This window comes from Pseudomonadales bacterium (assembly GCA_041395665.1).
In the GTDB taxonomy this organism is placed as follows: Bacteria; Pseudomonadota; Gammaproteobacteria; order Pseudomonadales; family UBA7239; genus UBA7239.
Window position 1 is genome coordinate 146105 of sequence record JAWLAB010000004.1, and the last position, 18815, is coordinate 164919.

The 18815-nt window shown below is 51.1% G+C and carries 21 protein-coding genes and 1 pseudogene; 9 read left to right on the forward strand and 13 right to left on the reverse strand.

What is annotated here, in order from left to right; genetic code table 11:
• The first annotated feature begins 29 nt into the window (after positions 1-29).
• Positions 30-1007 carry a radical SAM protein gene (locus R3E63_07380; GenBank protein ID MEZ5539758.1) on the forward strand — a complete coding sequence of 326 codons (978 nt, stop codon included), beginning with the start codon at positions 30-32 and terminating at the stop codon, positions 1005-1007.
• 3 nt (positions 1008-1010) lie between these two features.
• Here R3E63_07380 and mnmC read toward each other — a convergent pair whose 3' ends face one another.
• The 8 genes and pseudogenes from mnmC to R3E63_07420 all read right to left on the reverse strand — a co-directional run bounded on the left by mnmC (position 1011) and on the right by R3E63_07420 (position 6827).
• Positions 1011-3011 (reverse strand): bifunctional tRNA (5-methylaminomethyl-2-thiouridine)(34)-methyltransferase MnmD/FAD-dependent 5-carboxymethylaminomethyl-2-thiouridine(34) oxidoreductase MnmC, encoded by a 2001-nt coding sequence (gene mnmC / locus R3E63_07385; GenBank protein ID MEZ5539759.1) that lies wholly within the window; start codon positions 3009-3011, stop codon positions 1011-1013.
• A gap of 24 nt (positions 3012-3035) precedes the next feature.
• Complete coding sequence (gene holA, locus R3E63_07390) at positions 3036-4046, reverse strand: DNA polymerase III subunit delta (GenBank protein MEZ5539760.1); 1011 nt, start codon at positions 4044-4046, stop codon at positions 3036-3038.
• 17 nt (positions 4047-4063) lie between these two features.
• Complete coding sequence (lptE, locus tag R3E63_07395) at positions 4064-4558, reverse strand: LPS assembly lipoprotein LptE (protein MEZ5539761.1); 495 nt, start codon at positions 4556-4558, stop codon at positions 4064-4066.
• Between the two features lie 3 nt (positions 4559-4561).
• On the reverse strand, positions 4562-5122 hold the full coding sequence (locus R3E63_07400) for a class I tRNA ligase family protein (protein ID MEZ5539762.1): 561 nt from the start codon (positions 5120-5122) through the stop codon (positions 4562-4564).
• Positions 5123-5182: 60 nt separating this feature from the next.
• Positions 5183-5563 (reverse strand): annotated as a pseudogene (locus tag R3E63_07405) (class I tRNA ligase family protein).
• A 105-nt stretch (positions 5564-5668) separates the two neighbouring features.
• A complete protein-coding gene (locus R3E63_07410) occupies positions 5669-5971 on the reverse strand; it encodes a hypothetical protein (GenBank protein ID MEZ5539763.1) in 303 nt (100 codons plus the stop codon).
• A gap of 50 nt (positions 5972-6021) precedes the next feature.
• On the reverse strand, positions 6022-6228 hold the full coding sequence (locus tag R3E63_07415) for a hypothetical protein (protein MEZ5539764.1): 207 nt from the start codon (positions 6226-6228) through the stop codon (positions 6022-6024).
• Between the two features lie 251 nt (positions 6229-6479).
• Positions 6480-6827, reverse strand: a complete 348-nt coding sequence (locus R3E63_07420; protein MEZ5539765.1) for a hypothetical protein — start codon at positions 6825-6827, stop codon at positions 6480-6482.
• A gap of 1290 nt (positions 6828-8117) precedes the next feature.
• Here R3E63_07420 and R3E63_07425 point away from each other — a divergent pair.
• Entirely contained in the window at positions 8118-8444 is a 327-nt protein-coding gene (locus tag R3E63_07425) for a hypothetical protein (GenBank protein MEZ5539766.1), read from the forward strand.
• Positions 8445-9125: 681 nt separating this feature from the next.
• On the opposite strand, the gene R3E63_07430 is transcribed toward R3E63_07425, so the two are convergent.
• Together R3E63_07430 and R3E63_07435 are read right to left on the reverse strand one after the other, a co-directional pair.
• Positions 9126-9263, reverse strand: coding sequence for a hypothetical protein (locus R3E63_07430; GenBank protein ID MEZ5539767.1), 138 nt, complete (start codon positions 9261-9263; stop codon positions 9126-9128).
• 341 nt (positions 9264-9604) lie between these two features.
• Positions 9605-9754, reverse strand: a complete 150-nt coding sequence (locus R3E63_07435) for a hypothetical protein (GenBank protein ID MEZ5539768.1) — start codon at positions 9752-9754, stop codon at positions 9605-9607.
• A 161-nt stretch (positions 9755-9915) separates the two neighbouring features.
• Between R3E63_07435 and R3E63_07440 the strand changes: the two genes are divergently transcribed.
• Together R3E63_07440 and R3E63_07445 are read left to right on the forward strand one after the other, a co-directional pair.
• Positions 9916-10068: a hypothetical protein gene (locus R3E63_07440; GenBank protein ID MEZ5539769.1), complete on the forward strand. Its 153-nt coding sequence runs from the start codon at positions 9916-9918 to the stop codon at positions 10066-10068.
• Positions 10069-10099: 31 nt separating this feature from the next.
• Positions 10100-10420, forward strand: a complete 321-nt coding sequence (locus R3E63_07445) for a hypothetical protein (protein ID MEZ5539770.1) — start codon at positions 10100-10102, stop codon at positions 10418-10420.
• 270 nt (positions 10421-10690) lie between these two features.
• On the opposite strand, the gene R3E63_07450 is transcribed toward R3E63_07445, so the two are convergent.
• From R3E63_07450 to R3E63_07460, 3 genes are all read right to left on the reverse strand, one after another.
• Complete coding sequence (locus tag R3E63_07450; protein MEZ5539771.1) at positions 10691-10846, reverse strand: hypothetical protein; 156 nt, start codon at positions 10844-10846, stop codon at positions 10691-10693.
• Positions 10847-11280: 434 nt separating this feature from the next.
• Complete coding sequence (locus tag R3E63_07455) at positions 11281-11421, reverse strand: hypothetical protein (GenBank protein ID MEZ5539772.1); 141 nt, start codon at positions 11419-11421, stop codon at positions 11281-11283.
• 346 nt (positions 11422-11767) lie between these two features.
• Entirely contained in the window at positions 11768-12223 is a 456-nt protein-coding gene (locus R3E63_07460; GenBank protein ID MEZ5539773.1) for a hypothetical protein, read from the reverse strand.
• A 291-nt stretch (positions 12224-12514) separates the two neighbouring features.
• Here R3E63_07460 and R3E63_07465 point away from each other — a divergent pair, with 291 nt between their 5' ends.
• The 5 genes from R3E63_07465 to R3E63_07485 are packed head-to-tail and all read left to right on the forward strand — an operon-like array spanning position 12515 to position 18814.
• Positions 12515-13915, forward strand: coding sequence for a di-heme oxidoredictase family protein (locus R3E63_07465; GenBank protein ID MEZ5539774.1), 1401 nt, complete (start codon positions 12515-12517; stop codon positions 13913-13915).
• Positions 13915-14985, forward strand: coding sequence for an imelysin family protein (locus R3E63_07470; GenBank protein ID MEZ5539775.1), 1071 nt, complete (start codon positions 13915-13917; stop codon positions 14983-14985). The genes R3E63_07465 and R3E63_07470 overlap by 1 nt, the downstream gene beginning before the upstream one ends.
• Entirely contained in the window at positions 14978-16114 is a 1137-nt protein-coding gene (locus R3E63_07475; GenBank protein ID MEZ5539776.1) for a DUF1513 domain-containing protein, read from the forward strand. Before R3E63_07470 ends, R3E63_07475 begins: the two co-directional genes overlap by 8 nt.
• 37 nt (positions 16115-16151) lie before the next feature.
• Positions 16152-17207, forward strand: coding sequence for an extracellular solute-binding protein (locus R3E63_07480; protein MEZ5539777.1), 1056 nt, complete (start codon positions 16152-16154; stop codon positions 17205-17207).
• Positions 17208-17236: 29 nt separating this feature from the next.
• Positions 17237-18814, forward strand: coding sequence for an iron ABC transporter permease (locus R3E63_07485; protein ID MEZ5539778.1), 1578 nt, complete (start codon positions 17237-17239; stop codon positions 18812-18814).
• Position 18815: the final 1 nt, after the last annotated feature.

The following is an 18815-nucleotide window of genomic DNA, read 5'->3' on the forward strand; positions in this document are numbered from 1 at the left end:
AAATCCTTGATCGCATCATTGATATTGAATTGACCAACCGGTGCAACGCCACCTGTGATTTTTGCCCGCGCGAGAAAACGCCCAAGCAGGGCTTTATGAGCATGGAAATTTTCGACAAAGTGATTGATCGTGTGTTGGAGATGGGCGGTCACACCAAAGCATCGTTGACCGGTTTAGGCGAGCCGATGTTGCACCCGCATTTTTTAGAGTTTGTGACTCACGGCATTCAGCGAGGCTTGTGTGTTGATATTGTTTCCAACGGCTCACGCCTGACGCCTGCGCTGACAGCTGGTTTATTGGATGCCGGATTAAAAACAATCGCATTCAGTGTCAGTGATATTGGCGAAGCCTATGACCGTGTTTACGGTCTGCCTTTTGCGGTGACGCGCGACAATATTGTGGATTTTATTGCGCAATCGCGCGGCCGCTGTCATGTTCAAATCACCGTTGTGCGCCATGATGATAACGCACAGCAAATTGATGAGATTGTGCAGTTTTGGCAACATGCTGGTGCAGATTATGTGCATGTAACGCGCGAAGAAAACCGCGGCGGCTCACACGATAAACCGTTTCAATTTTTGGATAACCGCAAGCATTGGCGTGAAGCCGTCAATATTTTGCACAACAAAGGTTTTACCGAGTTGTGCGCCATCGCTTTTTATTCAGTTTTTATTGGCTGGAATGGTCAGTATTACCTGTGTTGCCAAGATTGGGAAAAGAAAACACCGTTGGGTTCAATCTATGATTTTTCTATCGAAGACATGGATGCCTTAAAGCTAGGGCACAATCGCAAGCAAAAAGGCATTTGCCAGACTTGCAGCATGAACCCTATCAATGAATTGCGTGAAGTGTTGTTCGATATCGAGCAGGGGTTGCGCGGTCGTTTTGCGATTGCGAATAAAGTTAACAGTTTGTGTACTGGCGCACAACGATTAGAAAAATTGACGCAGGTGCTGCGAGAGCATGGCGAGTTGAATCAGCAGCTTATTGCTGTATCTGAAGATTAAAAATTATCGCCCCGCATGCGTCTGCACCAACTCGCGAATCACAAAACGCGCTGGCGCCAGCGCCTGTTGAATTTCGCGCGGCAGGGGTCGCGGCTCGTGCAGCATTTGTGCGGCTAACAATTCTGCGGCGAGAGGAATGTAGCAAAGCCCGCGCCCGCCAAATCCTGTCAAAAGCCATAAACCATCTACATAACTGCCTGCTTGATTGATCACGGCTTTCGCGTTGTGGCGCAACTTTGCATAGTGCTGCAAGAAAATATCGCGATTTGGCAGTGCGCCTACCATCGGCAAATGATCGGGTGTTGTGCAGCGCAGTGCCGCGCGACCTTGTAGTTCGATATTGTTCCAGTGCTCGTGCAATGCAGGAGAAATATCGCGCAGTAAATTCAGATTGTGTTGCTGCTCGTTGAGTCGTAACTCGGCGCTGGTATCGTCCGGCACAAAACTCGCACCGAGACAGTGTTGCTGCTGGTGTGCAGGCGTGAGATAGCCTTCATCGCAAACAACGCAGCGCAATGTCTGGCTTATTTTCGAGGCGGGAAGTGTGGTGATTTGCCCGCGCACTGCGCGCAGTGGCAGCCATTGTGTTTGTGAAAAACGCGCAGAGGCTTGTGCGCAAGCAATAACAAGGTGCGCGCTGGCATCAATCAAGTTTTTTTGTGAGTCAAACAGTTCCCATGTCGTTTGCTCGCGCTGGATGTCGCTGATAGTGCAATCAAAACGCGTTTCAATCATTGGATGGTCGAGTAGTTTTTTGCATAACCGTTGTGGGTCTATCCAGCCTGATTGTGGCAACCACCAGCCGCCGCGTGTGAGTGCAATACCGCTTTTTTTGGATGCTTCTTTGCCGTCAATCCAATGCGCGAACTCTGGGTTGTTGGATAAAAAATGTGCGAGGTTTTGATCGTGTTTTTCTGTAAGTTGTAGTAAGCCGCAAGCAGAAAATACATCGCGCAGTGCAGGTTGCTGATAGTGGCGCAACGCGTATTGCAAACTGCTGATGCCAAACTGCGTCAAAACAGCGTTGTTGGCAGAGAGTTTGGTGTACAGCGCGCCCTGTGGGTTACCGGAGGCTTCTTGCGCTGGGGCTGCGTGTTGATCAATCACTGTGACGCGGATATTGCGTGCAGCCAAAGTGCGTGCGATATGGCATCCCGCTAGCCCTGCGCCAATCACAATCACGCGTTCTGGTTTTGTTTGAATGTTGCTATGGCTTAGCCACGGCGTTTCTGGTTGTAAAAATAGCGTTGATTTTTTTTCGATCAATGTCGCGGTGAGCATTTCGCGTTTTCGACCGTAGCCTGCCACTTTGGCAACAGAAAATCCAAGCGTAGTTAATTCGCGGCGCACTTGTCCTACGGCAGTGAATGTTGCGAGTGTTGTGCCTACTTTGGATAAGGCAGCTATTTGAGTGAGCAGTGTGTCTTGCCACAGTTGCGGGTTTTTTGCTGGTGCAAAGCCATCCAAAAACCACGCATCAACAGCCCAAGGATCATTTTCTATAACAGCGTTTTGTGCGTCAGCTAATTGCGGCAGTGTTTCATTGGCATCGCCCAACAACAATAAAAGCGTGATGCGACCGTTAGCAAGTTTTACGCTGTGAAAGCCAGGTGTCAGCGCGGGATAGTTCAGCAGCAACTCATCAGACAGTGGTTTTATTTCGCTCCAGTGTGAAAGTGCGTGCGATAAATCTGGCTGAGTGAGTGGATGTAATTCAGTGGAAATAAAAAAAAGCTGCGCATCTTTAGGTGCTGTTTCTAGCCAAAGTTGCCAAGCGAGTAAAAAATTTAACCCCGTGCCAAAGCCGGTTTCGCCAATCACAAAAATGGATTTTTCTGACAGTTGCTGCCAGCGTTCGCGCAACTGATTGCTTGCTAAAAAAACATGGAGCGATTCATCTAAACCGTTATCGCGCGAGAAATAAATATCGCCAAAATCCACAGCTTCGGGTGTGTCATTTTGCCAATGCAGCTTTGCAGGAATGAGCGGTTGTCGTATCGACATGTTTCGGTAAGGAGAAATAATTTGTTACAGCGGCGTTGCTGTTTGCCCACAGACAAGTAGACACAGCGACTCCATGACATCCCATGGGTCGCGGCCAGTCATGCCCTTAACAGACTGATCAACCTGTGCCATGCACTGTACGATTTGGCGTGTATGTGCAGGCTTTAAGCGTTGTAGTGCACGATTAAATACAGGCTGGCGTTTTTCCCATACACCCAATTGTCGCATCACATTGTTTGCTGATACACCGTTGGCAATCATCTCACCGGCTGTCGCCAACTGGCGCAGTTCGCGTGTTAATGCACCCAATACTGCCAGTGCATTGCTACCTTCTTGTTTCAGTGTGTACAAGATTTTTAGGGCGTACGCAGTGTCACCATTGAGCAGCGCATCATTGAGCGTAAAAATATCGTAATGCGCGTGATCGCCCGCACTGGCTTCAACTTGTTCTACGCTGATATTGGTTGAGCCAAATTGCAGTGCTAATTTTTCAATTTCTTGTGTGGCAGCGAGTAGATTGCCTTCGGTGCGTTCGACTAACAAATTGAGTGCATCCGGCGATAAAGCAAGAGATTTTTTGCGCGCACGATCAGCGAGCCACTGTGGAAAACGCGCTTGATCCAGCGGTGTAATGGGTACAAAAGCGCAAGCTTGTTCCATCGCTTTGAACCACTGCGTTTTTTGGCTGGCGCTCTCAACTTTGTCGGTGTAGATCAACAGCAGGCTGTCACTGCTGGGGCGTTCTAAATATTCCAAGAGCAACGCGTGGTCTAATTTGCTCACTGAAGTGCGAATATCAATCAAACAGCGATCGGCGAACAGTGAAAGCGCGTTAGCTTCAGCAATCACTTCCTGCCACTGATCTTTTTTTTCAGGGTAAAAAACTTTGCGTTCCGTGTAGCCTTGTTTTAGTGCTGCTGCACGAACGGTGTCACAAGCTTCCTGTGCAAGTAGGGGTTCGTCGCCAGCAATCCAGTACAGAGCAGCTGGCGATTTTTCTAACTGTTGCGCCAGTCTTTCAGGGTAGATGCGCACAAGTTCGATTCAAAAAATTACTTTTTTTCGCCAACTAAATAGTTGACGCGGCGAAGGATGTTAATGGCAAGTTCTTCATACGCTTCTTTTTTGATTAAGCTTGCCTCACGGTCCGTAGCCAGTCTGCGATTATTGCTGGGCTCGTAGGTGCGAACGACGCGTTCGGAGTTAGGCGGGATAATGGTTTCGCCTTGCGCGTTGGTGACAGTAAAACGAACAATCAATTCTATTTCGAACATGGCGGCGTTGATGTTGTCGTTGTAAGCCAACAAGTTTTGGCGCAACTCTTGGTCGATGATGGTCAGTGTTAGGCCGCTTGCATCGCCTTCTTTAATTTTTTGTCGTTGCATTTCTTTGCGTAAAGAGCGTTCCATTTCGCCGTAGGCTTGGCCTGAAAGAAGATTCAGTGATTGGATGTTGGCGACAGACTCATTGCTGCCACGCAAATGCCAGCCACAACCCGTGATGAAGAGTGAGCAGAGTGCGAGAGCGATTAAGTGACGGATTTTCATGTGTTATCCCACGACGATGTTGAGCAGTTTTCCTGGAACAAAGATCACTTTGCGGATTTCTTTGTCATCGATAAATTTTTTAACATTTTCATTTTGGCGTGCAGCAGTTTCAGCGTCAGCTTGTGTTGCGTTAGGTGCAACGGTAATCGTGCCGCGCAGCTTGCCATTCACTTGTACCGCCAACTCAATGCTGGTTTTGGCCAGTGCCGCAGTATCTACGACCGGCCAAGCCGTGTCGATCACCGTATCGGCATGGCCGAGTGCTTGCCACAAATAGTGCGCAATGTGTGGCGCTACCGGAGCCAACAACAACACAGCGGTTTCTAGAGCCTCGTGTTCTACCGCAAGCGTCTGGGCGTTGCTGCGATCCGTGATTTTGTAGATATCGTTCAGCAATTCCATCACTGCTGCAATTGCAGTGTTGAAGGTCAGGCGATCACCGTAATCACTACTTACTTTGGCGATGGTTTCGTGTGTTTTTCGGCGCAGGGCTTTTTGTTGCTCATCCAAGGCATTGGCGTCAATGGTTGTGATCGCGCCACTAGCTTGTGTGTGCGTAAACACCGCGCGCCACAAACGCTTCAAGAAACGGTGCGCGCCTTCAACGCCGGCATCGCTCCATTCCAATGATTGCTCTGGCGGTGCGGCAAACATGATGAACAAACGCACGGTGTCGGCGCCGTATTGTTCAATCAAAGCTTGCGGATCAACCGTGTTGCCTTTGGATTTCGACATCTTGCTGCCGTCTTTCAATACCATGCCTTGGCAGAGCAGGCGCTGAAACGGTTCGTCGCATTGCACCAAACCTTCATCGCGCATCAATTTGTGAAAAAAGCGCGCGTACAACAAATGCAAAATCGCGTGTTCGATACCGCCAATGTATTGATCCACCGGCAGCCAATAATTAGCGGCGTTGGGATCCAACATGCCGTCTTGGAAATTCGGGCAGGTGTAACGCGCGTAATACCAAGACGATTCCATGAAAGTGTCGAAGGTATCGGTTTCGTGTTCGACAGCTTTTCCGTCGAGTGAAGTTTTACGCCATCCGCGGGTTGATGGGCGAGTTTACGCCATCCATCACCACTTCTTCTGGCATAACAGGCAGGCGATTCAGCGGCACAGGAATTTCGCCGCCTTTCCGGGCAAATTGAAAAACGGGATGGGTGCGCCCCAATAGCGTTGTGCGGATACACCCCAGTCGCGCAAACGATAATTCAGCGTGATGCGGCCTTTGCCCAAACTTTCTAAGCGGGTGGCGATGGCATCGAACGCAGCATCAAAATCTAAACCATCGAAATCACCCGAGTTGATCAGGATGCCTTTTTCAGTAAAAGCAGCGGTAGCAATATCGCAAGGCGCATACCATTGGGTGTGATGACTTGCTCCAATCGCATTATTTTTTTGCAAATTCATAATCGCGCTGATCGTGCAGGCACGCCATTACCTCGCAGAGCCGTAATCCATCAGCACATAATTGGCGACCACACCGGCACTTCGCGGCCATTGATCGGATGCAGTGCTTTTAAGCCGGTATCGAAACCTTTTTTCTCCATTGTTGCCATGTCAGCTTCGGCAACGGATTGCAATTTGCATTCAGCGAGAAATTGTTTCAGTGCCGCATTATTTTCTGCAGCGGCTTGTGCGATGGGATGTTCTGCCAAAAAACTCATAAAAGTCACGCCCATTAAAGTGTCGGGGCGCGTGGTGTAAATTTCAAGCTGTCGTGACCGGCAATTGTGTTGCACAAATCAAAACGCATCGTCACGCCGCGCGATTTGCATCCAATTGCGCTGCATGGTTTTCACTTGCTCAGGCCAGTTGGGCAATTTATCCATCGCAATGTTCAGCGTTCAGTAATTTTGATAAACCATTGTGGAATTTCTTTGCGTCGACCAGCGCGCCAGAGCGCCAGCCGCGCCATCTACTTGTTCATTGGCGAGTACAGTTTGACAATCAGGATATCAGTGGCCATTTTTTTGTAGACGAGACCCTTTTCATACAGGCGCGTAAAAAACCATTGTTCCCATTTGTAATAATCAGGGCGGCAGGTGGCAATTTCGCGACCAATCGTAGCCAAAACCCAATGACTGCAATTGCCTTTCATATTCGATATTTTCGTAAGTCCATTTTGCCGGCGCGGTATTGTTTTTGATCGCCGCATTTTCAGCGGGTAAGCCAATCCCATCCGCGTTGTAAAACATTTTTTGCCCTGCATGCGTTGGAAGCGGCTGATGACATCGCCAATCGTGTAATTGCGCACATGCCCCATGTGCAATTTGCCGCTGGGGTAGGGAACATCGACAAAAACTTTTTTCTTGCTGTGGTCTTCGTGACAGAAGCTGCTCGCGAGAATTGCTGTGCCTCGGCTTCGATGGTGCTGTGATGGTACTGCTCGGAGAGGGCTGGGGGTGCGGTGCGGTCTCGGTCAGGTTACGTTGGAGGAATGGTTAAGAGGCGATTATAGAGGATTGTGCTCGCGAGAGCAGATGGTCGCGTTTATGCTCGGATAACAACAGGGTATGGGATATGCACAATCAGCAATCGCGTTCTAGCGGCGTGTCCTGTGCAGCACGGTGCTATTTTCTTTCCGCTTCGCATTGCGTATAGGTGATATGACCGTGACATTCCGCGGATGTTTACGCCGCCACCATCATGTCGGCTTTTATGTTGGGCATGGGGGTGGGGAGTTTGGTAGGCGGTTATTTGGCCGGTAGGCTCAGAGCCCTTTCGTTGTTTGTTGTGGTTTGCTGCGGCAAAACTGGTGATTGGTTGTTTGCAGTGAGCGCAATGGTTATACGATGTGCTCTATCGTAAACCTTTCCATGCGCTTCGACTGTTTCACTCGGCGCAGTGTTATTCCTCAGTTTTGCTGCCAACGTTTTGCATGGGCATCATGCCGCTGATCTAAGGTGGCGCGGGTGAAGCCCCAAAATGCGCATGGCTGTACGCATTGAATACGCTGGGTGCGGGTTGGTGCGCGGTGGCTTAATTTTGGTCCAATGCATTGAATCAGCTTGCAGATTGGTGCGTTGATCAATGCGGCATGTGTGCATTATTGCTGGCTGCAGCGTTCCAGTTGATCGTAGGCGCGGTTCGCAAAATCGAACGGCAGTCAGTTTCTTTTCGCACATGATTGATTTACCCCTGTGGATTTGTCGCGGGTTTAAGCAATCGTTTTTTCGCGTGCTGTGATGCTGAAGTCCCTCGTTTATTCGTATTTTACTGCCAATTTTTTAACCGGATTGGCGTTGAACTGTGTTGGGTTTATTGTTTGCGACCCAGCCGAACAGCGGTTTTGTTGTTACAGGTGAGCATTGCCAGCTATGCCGTATTGTCTATCGCGGCGCTGATACATTTTGTAGATCAGTGGCCATCATTGAGTATTTTGTGTTTTCACACCGATTAATTTGCTTTTGATTTGTTACCACACTTTGTGGCACTGTATTTTGTGGTGGTGCCGTTCTTGAACCGCCGACATCCAGCTTCTACAGAAAACAATCTGAATGAATAGGTCTGACGCTCGGCGCCTTCCGCCATGGGTTCAACACTGGGCGCGATTGTGGTCGGTTTGTTTTCATTACATGGCAGTGCAGGAACAAAATTTTATTGGTATGCTCGCTGTATTGGTTTTGGTAGTGAAGTGATGCGCTGTGAAAAAGCGGCATCATTATTGCGGGTATCCATGGTGGTTTGGGTTTTTATGGTTTGCCCCAGCAGATGTGCTTGGGCAAACTGCACGTCCAATGCGATTTTTGCACGGAAACATTTCGCTTTATTGAGGCAATATCAGCGCGCGCGAACCGCCTTTTTGGAGTTCACACAAAGTGTGCTTATGGGATATTCGGCGCTGAGTATGGTGTGCGATGCTGCACCGCTATCGGTTTAGGCTCAGGTAATACCTTGTGCTTCTGGCGTAGGCCAGAATAAAGCAAGTCATTTCCACGATATTGACGCGATATGCAGCAGAAAGCCGTGCAAAGACACAACGTAGGCGTTAATCTGGCGATGCGCGTGCCTGGTTGAGCGCAGTGATAAAAAATCGAATTACGAAACCGATGCCTTGCGCTTTTATGCCGTATGCAGAGCATTTGTTTCCAAAGTATTTTTCGTTGTTGCCGATCATTTTGAAGCCCGGCGGCTATGCGGTGATTTCCCTGAACATTCAAATTTCGTGAGTGCGTTTCCACACAAATTTTTTATGTTTATCGGCAGCAACGACCGATTGCAATTGATAAGGCACAGTCTGTGGGCCAGTGCAGTTTACACCAGTGCGCATCAATCCTGAACATTGAAACTTCCCAAATTGTGGATCCCACGATTGGACGCACCAGATTTGGACATCAATCCGCTATTTGTTTCCCAAAGCATGTTTGAAACGAGTAGTCTCCGTCCATGCCTAAGCTGCCGCGATGGACAATGCCAGCAAGGGCTTGTTCATCGAAGCGTGTGATCGGCCGGATGCCGTGACAAAGGTTTGCCCAGCGCGAGTGTGATTGAGTAACCGCCATCGTGCAGTTAGCACTGTGGATCATGCGATACGAGCCGCAGGATGATTCAAAACCATTTTTTATTGGTAAGCGTTTTGTAAAGAAGGTTTGGTCCACTGCTTGTCAGCTGCGATGTGCTCAAGGTTGCGTGGCTCTGTCGCCAGCTCACCCAATTCCAGTGCTGTACGAATGACTTTTGATTGTTGCCACGCGGCCATCAAATTATCGACGGCGCTGCGTGTTGATGCAAAACATGCATCAATGGAGAGTATGTCGCGAAATCATCCGGCCGGTGTCCAAACTCGCACATTTCTTGGCAAAATAATGCCTCGTCGCCTATGCGGTTCCCCAGTGTGCCACGACTGCGGGCAAATACACGTAAGCAGCTGCAGTATGTGATCTTCTCGCGTGTGAAAATCGCGCAGCAATTTAATTTTCTCATTGTTTTGCAGCGGCGTGTTTTCATCGCAGGCTTGCCCAATTTGCCAGCGGCGTTTGCCAGAAGCTTGCAATAAAAACACATCGTAATAATCAAAGTGCGGTTACGCCGTTGTGTAGCTCACCATGTGTCATCTAAACGCCAGCGCGGTAAAAATTGAAAATGTTTCAATAGATTTTGTACATCGGGTATCCATTGATCGACGGATTGCACCAGCAGTGAATGTGTTGTGGCAGTGTGCAAAACGCTGTTCATCAAAGTATTGTTCACTGAGGTTTGCTGAGCGTCGCTGATTATCGTGCATCGCTATCGGATTCACAGGCAATGCCAGCGAGATCATCGCCATCAATAATGCCGAGCTTCGGCAATTGCGTATCCGCGTTGTTGTTGCCAATTGTTTCAATAAATTGTGCGTTAGCGGCCGTAATGAGATGGATGGCATTTGGCCTTTAGAGATCGATGCGTGTTATTATCGAGAAAATGTCATGAATAACGAAGCAGATATTGCAAAAATTCTATCCAAAGGTTTATTGCATCACTGCATGGCGGTTGCTGTCAATTGCCCGTGGAGTGCGCCTGCCTGATTTGCTGCGTATGGGTTATGATGCGTTTGAAATGGATGACCGATCAAAACGCTTAACGCGAGCGGGCATTCACAATACCGCGAAGGTGTGTTCGCAACACTCCAGCGGCGATTGCTTGTATTTGGATCGCACGACGCGCCTGCTCGGCGCCATTCGCAATCATCAGTCGAGGCTGCCCGGTTTTTTGCGCATCGCAAGGATCATTCCTGAACTCGCCGCTGTGAAAAATCCAAATAACGCACTTGGCGTAATCGGCTGGTGTTGTTGGGCTTTCCAGGGTAAATCACCAGCTCAGAGATGGCTGCCCATAACAAATAACTGCCGACTGTGTGTAGCGTGGAGTCGCTGGTGATAAGCAAACAAGCCGAACGCCATACCGATCAGCAATTTTCACGGTGCGAGATATGTGGTTTCAACATGTCCCGCGCTAGTTAAGTATCTAAATTATTGTGATGATAAAACCGTTGCCGATTAAAAATGTTCCGCGTAATCAATCCAATATTGCCGCCGCTACATCAAAACGCCCTTGTCCGACATAAATGCCAGCGTGATCGGGCTTGCTGCACGCTATAACTACGAGTGGTGAAGGTTGTGCTATCACAGTCGGATACGGCAGTGAAACTCATGCATTTACCGTACGCGGCAAATGAATATCTGCGCTGTTGAGAAATACGTTGAATGAGCCGCTGCAATCAAAACCACCTTTGCATTCACGCCAGCCCACACTTGTTGCATGCGCCAAAGGCCACTTGCTGGCTTGCGGAGACAGTTTGAACAATAGAAAAATCCGTAATAAAAAACCCGCAACTTCTGCGTTGCTGCGGGTTTTGCGGCAATGTCACGTTATTTTTCTTGTGATTTTGTTTCCTGCTTTTTTTTGGCCTTTTAGCAGCCTTTGTTCGGCAATTTTTTAGCCATGCTCTCCTGCTGGCATTTAGCATGCTGCCCATGTTCAAATGATTTTTACTTAAAGTAGCGCTTTTTTGTAGTTTTGTTTGACGCCTTTGCCATTCTCATACAACAAGCCTAGTCGGATATTCTTCTTTTGTTTGCTGCGCTTTGGTGATACCAGCTGTGCCGCGGATGCATAGTTTCTGTTTACGCCCAAGCCTGCTTCGTAGATAAGCCCTAAGTTGAACTGCGGCTTCCTTTTCGCGATTTGAGAAACCAACTTCTGGCGGTTTCGTGATTTGCTGTCGATCACCGCGACCGTTAGGATACGTCAGACACGGCATTCTGTGCAGCAGCATCGCCTTTTTTGGCTTTTGCCATATTGTCGTCAAATGTTTGGTCTGCAAAAGCCAATTGGCAGGTGGCAGCGAGTAAGGCAATTAAACCGAGTTTGCGAATCATAAACATCTCCGTGTGTGGGTAGGGTAGTGCGTTGGCAAAAAAATACCTGTGTATGGGCTGGCTGTCTACTGATTTAACGAGACAGGTTATGTGTGAGAAAAATTATTGGGAAGATAGTTCCGCTGCGCTATAAAAATTTCAGCAGTTGTTCTTCGCAATCAGAAAAATCGCGCACACAGCCCGCAGTGCGAACGCCTTGTTCAATGGCTGGGTAGCTGTAGGTGTAACAGGCGCCACCCATGCCTTCTTGGCTGGCGAGCAGGTTCGCCCGCTGTTTTCGACATCGAAAAAGCGCGCCAGCGAAACAAAATAGCCTTTTTGCAAATAAAGGCGGCTTCCAGTTCGTCTAGGTCAGTAAAGTGCTTGGTCGCCCATTTGCCGAAGCCGAGAATAAAACGGGGTTGCCAGCAAATTCCTGCGGTTGCGTCAGTTGCAGATCGCGCGCCTGCCACTGAAAAATCTGCACGCCATCGCGCTGTACGGTGCAGATCGCATCGCGCTGATCAGTTTGATCGGTGATGTGGATATCCCACTGCCGTACGGGGTTGGAGGCAGGAGCGTGCCGAATCGCCATGATGGTCAAATCCAACAAGTGCGTGCAGTTGGATGAAGGCGGCATGTGGAAGTTGAGAGTCGCGCAGGCTGGCGTGAATGCTGGTGCCGATGTAGCCTGATAGGCTCCACCGCGCCAGGGCAGCTGGTATAGGGGATGCGTTTGGTTTGCGCGTCGATGGCGGTGACGCTCACCATCGTGACTGACCGTGACGGTAAAGCCGTGGTTGGTGTCTTCCAACGCAAACACAGCGCCTGCGCGCTGCTCCAGTCAATGGCGGCGGTAAGTGCCTTTGCCGTAGTTGGGATTGCGTGGGATAGTCGGGGAGTGCCATGAGGAGTATCTGCCAGTAGCTCAAACAAAAAAGCCGCAAAAGCAGTGTATCGTACGTTAAGGCGATTACCGTGTGGTGCGACCCTCGAAAGCCTTAAAAACCCGCTACCTGGATTTAGCGCAAAGATGCTAGTTGTTCGCAATTGAGATGATAATTATTATTGTTATCTTGTCGTGCGATGTTCACTGACCCTCTCAGGTATCCCGATGCACACTTTTTCTCGCCCTGTTTTACTGGTCGCGCTCGCTTGGGTGTTGCCCCATTTTGCTGTCGCTGACCCTTTTCGCCCTGGTGGCGCAGCAACAGTGCTAGAAACAGGTCCTAATGCTTACTCTTTGCCTTCCGCCAATTTACCGCCTTCGCGCAAAGTAGATTTCAGTGTCGGCAACAGCTTTTTTCGCAACCCGTGGGTGATGGCGCCGTCGTCCACCACTGCGCGCGATGGTCTGGGTCCACTGTTCAATACCAATGCCTGCCAGAATTGCCATATCAAAGACGGGCGCGGCCATCCGCCGGCTGTGGATGATGGCAATGCGGTGTCGATGCTGGTGCGTTTGTCGATTCCCGCGAAGAAAGGGCAGGAGCAACAACTGTTGCTGGATGGCGTAATCCCTGACCCTGTTTACGGCGGTCAGTTGCAAGATATGGCTGTCCCTGGCCATCAGCCAGAAGGCAAAGTGCGCATTCATTACGCCGATCATCCAGTGACCTTGGCGGACGGCACGGTAGTCACGCTGCGCAAACCCACCATAAAAATCAGCGATCTAGCCTACGGCGCAATGCACCCACAGGTGATGTTGTCGGCGCGGGTTGCGCCGCCGATGATCGGCCTCGGTTTGTTGGAGGCGATTCCCGAAAAAGATTTGCTCGCTCATGAGGATCCGGACGATAAAAACGCGGACGGTATTTCTGGTCGCGCCAATCGTGTGTGGGACAGCGAACAGCAAAAAACCGTGATGGGGCGTTTTGGCTGGAAAGCGGGCAAGTCAACATTAAATCAACAAGACGCCGGTGCGTTTGCGGGTGATATGGGCATCACTTCGCGTGTGAATGCGACGGATGATTGCACAAAAGCGCAATTGGCTTGTCAGCAGGCGGTTACGGGTAACGATGCAGAAGGCCATGAAGTCAGCAACAAAATTTTGGCACAAGTGTTGTTTTACTCGCGCAACCTCGCCGTGCCAGCGCGCCGCAATATGCAAGATCCTGCCGTACAGCGCGGTGAAAAATTATTTGCGCAGGCAGGGTGCCACAGTTGCCATGTGCCTTCATTTACCACGCGCAGCGATGCGGCAGAGCCAGAGTTAGCGAATCAAACCATTTACCCGTACACCGATTTGTTGTTGCACGATATGGGCGAAGGTTTAGCGGATAAACGCCCCGAATACATCGCCACTGGCAACGAATGGCGTACGCCGCCGTTGTGGGGGCTGGGTCTCACGCAAACCGTCAACGGTCATACGCAATTTTTGCACGACGGTCGCGCGCGCAATGTGTTGGAAGCTATTTTGTGGCACGGCGGTGAAGCGGAAAAATCGGTGGATGCAGTGAAAAAAATGCCAGCCGCTGATCGCGATGCCTTGGTGAAATTTGTGGAATCACTTTGATGAAAACTGTCTTGATAAAATCGTCTCAAAAGAAATGGCTGTGTTTGAGTGCGTTTTTAATGGTGATGCCAGTGTGGGCGGATAACCCAGAAACGCAAGTTTTGAATTATTTAGTGAAAGAAAAAGTGCTGCCTGCGCACAGCCATTGGCAACAAGCCAGTTCCGATTTTCAAAAGACTGTCGAAAGTTTCTGTAAGAAAAAAACTTCGCTCGCGGGCACGCAAGAGGCTTGGCGCAATGCACAACATGCTTGGGTGGCCTTGCAACCTTCCTTGGTGGACATCAATGCGCGCAACACCATCGGCATGCAAGCATCTTTTTGGCCTGATAAACGCAATCTCGTAGGCAAACAAACAGAAGCTGCATTGGCAAGCGGGCAGACACTTTCGCTGGATACTTTGAAAGCAGGCAGCGTGGTGTTGCGCGGTTTAACCACCAGTGAATATCTGTTGTTTGATGCGCAACACAAAGCGGATGAATCTGCGCGTCGCGCATCGCTGTGCCCATTGTTGCAATTGAATACGACTTACCAGAGTGAGTTGTCTTCACAAATCGTTTCGTTGCTGAAGCAAGATAAAGTTGAAGAAAATTTAACGCAATTGCCCAATGCGCAATACGCCGACGCACACAGCGCGCTGACTGATTTGTTACGCACACATGTTACAGCGCTGGCAGTGACGAAGAAAAAAATGAGTGTGATCGCCAATCAAGGTGATGCCGCTGCGGTGCAGTTGTTTCAAGCGGAAGCGTGGCGCGCGGGCGATACACTGAATAGCCTGCAAGCGAGTATCGTTGCCAGTCGTGCGCAATGGGATGGCAAAGGTTGGCGCAGTTTGCTTGTCGAGCGCAATGCAGAATTGGCCAATCGTGTTGATGCTGCTTACGCGGCCTTGCTGCAAAAACTTTCCGCGCAAAAGACCAAGCTGGAAACGCTGTTGAGCACAGCTGAAGGCCGTCAACAAGTGGATGCGCTGTACGCGGATCTCAACACGCTGCATCTTTTGTATGAAAAAGAAGTGGCGAAAGCACTCGGCATACATCTCGGTTTTAATGGCACAGACGGTGATTGATTTTTCGTGCACACGGCGGCAATTGTTGCAGTGGACTGCCGCTGCAACTGCACTTAGCGCTGTACCCTTACACGCTAACGCTGCGCGGCAATCGTGTTTATTGTCCGCGCGTTCCGATGCAGAAGGGCGACACTTTTGTGTTGGCTACCATTTCGATGGCAGCGCGCAATTCACCACGCTAGTGCCGCAGCGCTGTCACGATATTGCACCGCATCCTTTTTTGCCTCGCGTTGCTTTCGTGGCACGCAGACCTGGCACGCAAGTTTATTTATTGGATAGTCGTGACGGCCGCATCGTCGCTACGCTCAACGCGCGCACGAATCGCCATTTTTATGGTCACGGTTTATTTGATGCCGCAGGTGAGCGTTTGTATTTGGTGGAAAACGATACGCGCGAACCGGGGCGCGGCGTGATGGGTGTTTATCGTTTGCAAAACGACGCGTTTGTTTTTGAGCGTGAATTTGCCACGCACGGTATCGAGCCGCATCAATTTGTTTGGCTGCCGGATCACAGCGGTTTTGCAATTGCCAATGGCGGTGTGCGCACCGAGGCGAACAGTCGTGAAGCGATGAGCGATGTGGTGGAGTCGAGCTTAACGGTGGTGAATCTCGACGGCAGTTTGCGCAGTCGCGATACGCTGGCCGATGCGCGCAGCAGTATCCGCCATGTAGCTGTCGCCCATGACGGCACGCTGGTTGTCGGGCAGCAGTATGTATTTGAGCAGGGCAATACGCTGGAAGATGGGTTTGAACCGGCGCACGGCGGTTCGCTGATCGCTATCAAGCGCCCGCAACAATCCTTGCAGTTGTTTCCGCTGGCTGCCGCGCAAATGCAGGGCGTGAATTACTACAGCGCCAGCATCACGATTCATAACGAGCTGCGTTGGCTCGCCGCTTCTGCGCCGCGCGGTGGTCGCTTGCAAGTGTGGCATCTCGATAGCGCCGTTAATTTACTCGATGATTTTTTGCCGGATTGCGCGGGTATCGCCGCTGTACCCGATGGTTTTGTCGCCAGTTCCGGTCAGCAGGCTTGTTTTCGTGTGTTGCATCAAGGTGAAGGCGTGGCGTTACAGCGCCTGCCTCTGCCCGCCGGTGGTTGGGATAACCACCTCGTTTTTTCGCCCGCGTAATTTTTTTCAACATTTTTTCTCAACCGAGGAGATCGCCATGAATTTTTCTCTGCCATTGCATCGTGCTGCACTTATGGCTGCTGTGTGTTTGCTCGCCGCTTGCGGTAAACAGGAAGCGACAACGGCTGCTGCACCAGAAGCGGTGAAAGCTGCGCCAGAAATTGTTGTTTACTCCACGCGCAACGAGCAGTTGATCAAACCGGTTTTTGATACTTACACCGCACAAACGGGCGTAAAAATTAATTTTGTTACCGATAAAGAAGGCCCGTTGTTGGAACGCCTGAAAAATGAAGGCGCGAATACAGCGGCGGATATATTGCTGACGGTAGATGTCGGCACTTTGTGGCAAGCGACGCAGATGCATTTATTGCAGCCAGTGGAATCTGCCGCGTTGCAAAAAAATGTCGCAGAGCATTTGCGTGATCCGGGCAAACAGTGGTTCGGTCTTTCCGCGCGTGCGCGCAGTATTTTCTACAACCCAACACTGGTGAAGCCGGAAGAGTTGTCGACTTATCAAGCATTGGCGGATGAAAAATGGGCGGGGAAACTTTGCTTGCGCACTTCGAAAAAAGTCTACAACCAATCGTTAGTGGCGATGTTGATTGCTGCTAACGGCGAAGAAGCAGCTGAAAAAATGGTGCGCGGTTGGGTGGATAACTTGGCGGTGCCGCCGTTTCCTGATGACACAAAAATGCTGGAAGCCATTGCCGCCGGTCAGTGCGCAGTGGGCATCGCCAACACTTATTACTTCGGTCGTTTGCAGCGCGATCAACCCGATATTGCCGTACGCGTGTTTTGGCCGAATCAAGGCGAAGGACAGGACGGCGTGCATATCAACATCGCCGGTGGTGGTGTGACGGCGCACGCAAAACACCGCGACGAAGCGGTGAAATTGCTGGAGTGGATGTCATCCCCGCAAGCGCAAAATCTGTTCGCCGACAGCAACATGGAATACCCCGTGAACTGGAGCGTGAAGCCTGCGCCTGCGGTGTCGGCGTGGGGCGATTTCCGCCCGAGTGCTATCAACATCAGCAAGGCGGGTGAGCTGCAAGCGCAGGCGGTGCAGTTGATGGATCGCGCCGGTTATCAGTAATTTGTGTGCAGAGCTAACGAGCTAAGTTGATGGGATTGCGCTTCGCGTTATGGAGCATCGCGGCCTTGGCGATACTGCCACTGCTGGTGGTGCTGTCGTCGCTGGCGCAACCGGACACCGAAATTTGGCGGCACCTCGCCACTTATGTGCTGCCGCGCGTGCTGCTCAATACGCTGCTGTTGTGCAGCGGGGTGCTGCTCGGTGTGTTGCTACTGGGCGTTTCGCTGGCGTGGTTGGTCACGCAGTATCGCTTTCCGGGCAGCCGCGCCTTCAGTTGGCTGTTGATGCTGCCGCTGGCCGTGCCTGCCTATGTGATGGCGTTCGTGCAAGTCGGTTTTCTCGATTTCACCGGCCCCGTGCAAGCCATATTGCGCACTGTTTTTGGCGATGGTCTGCGCCTGCCGCCGGTGCGCAGTTTAGGCGGTGCGGTGTTGGTGCTGTCGCTCAGTTTTTATCCCTATGTGTATTTGCTGGCGCGCAACGCCTTTGCTAGCCAAGGTAGCCGCGCGTTGGAAGTCGGGCAGTCTTTGGGCTTGTCGCCTTGGCAATCGCTGTGGCGTGTGGTGCTGCCGCTGGCGCGTCCGTGGCTGGCGGCGGGTTGTCTGTTGGCAGTGATGGAGACGCTGGCGGATTTCGGGGCGGTCTATATTCTGGGGGTCGATACATTTACCACGGCGATCTACAAAGCGTGGTTTTCTTTGTTTTCCCTACCGGCAGCTTCGCAACTGGCTTCGCTGTTGATCTTGCTGGCGCTGTTGTTGATGGCGGTTGAGCAGTGGCAGCGCGGCGCGCGGCGCTATACACCGGCGGGGCAGTCGGCTGCGCCGCGCGCGCTGAGTGGCTGGCACAAAATCGCTGCGACAGGGTTTTGTACAGCGGTGTTGCTGTCGGCATTTGTGATTCCGCTGCTGCAATTGCTGTGGTGGGTGGTGCAGCGCGGCTGGGCCGATTTCGATGCGCGCTACGCTGGTTTTGTCTGGCACTCGCTGTATTTAGCCAGTTTGGCAGCGCTGTTGGTGGTGGCGCTGGCCTTGGTGCTCGCCTACGCGCGGCATCACTTGGCGGATCGCAGCACGCAGCTCGCGGTACAAATGGCTTCGGTGGGCTACGCCATCCCAGGCGCGGTGTTGGCGGTCGGCATGTTTATCCCCGTGGCGTGGCTCGATAATCAACTGATCGAGCTACTGGGCTTGCCAACGAACGCGCTGCTGAAAGGCTCGGTGATCGTGTTATTGCTGGCGCTGGCCTGCCGGTTTTTGTCGGTGGGTTTGTCGCCCATCACCAGTGGTTTTCAACGCATCACCCATTCGCAAGTGTTGGCGGCGCGTTCGCTCGGCGTACGCGGTTGGGCGCTGTTGCGCAGGCTGTATCTGCCACTGTTGCGCGGCGGTTTAACCACCAGTGTGTTGATGGTGTTGATCGATGTTTTAAAAGAAATGCCGATCACCTTGATGATGCGTCCTTTTGGTTGGGACACGCTGGCCATCCGTATTTTTGAGATGACTTCCGAGGGCGAGTGGCAGCGTGCGGCGCTGCCTGCCGTCATGTTGGTGCTGGCGGGGTTGTTGCCGGTGGTGATACTGATTCGTGCAGGAGAGCAGCGCTGAG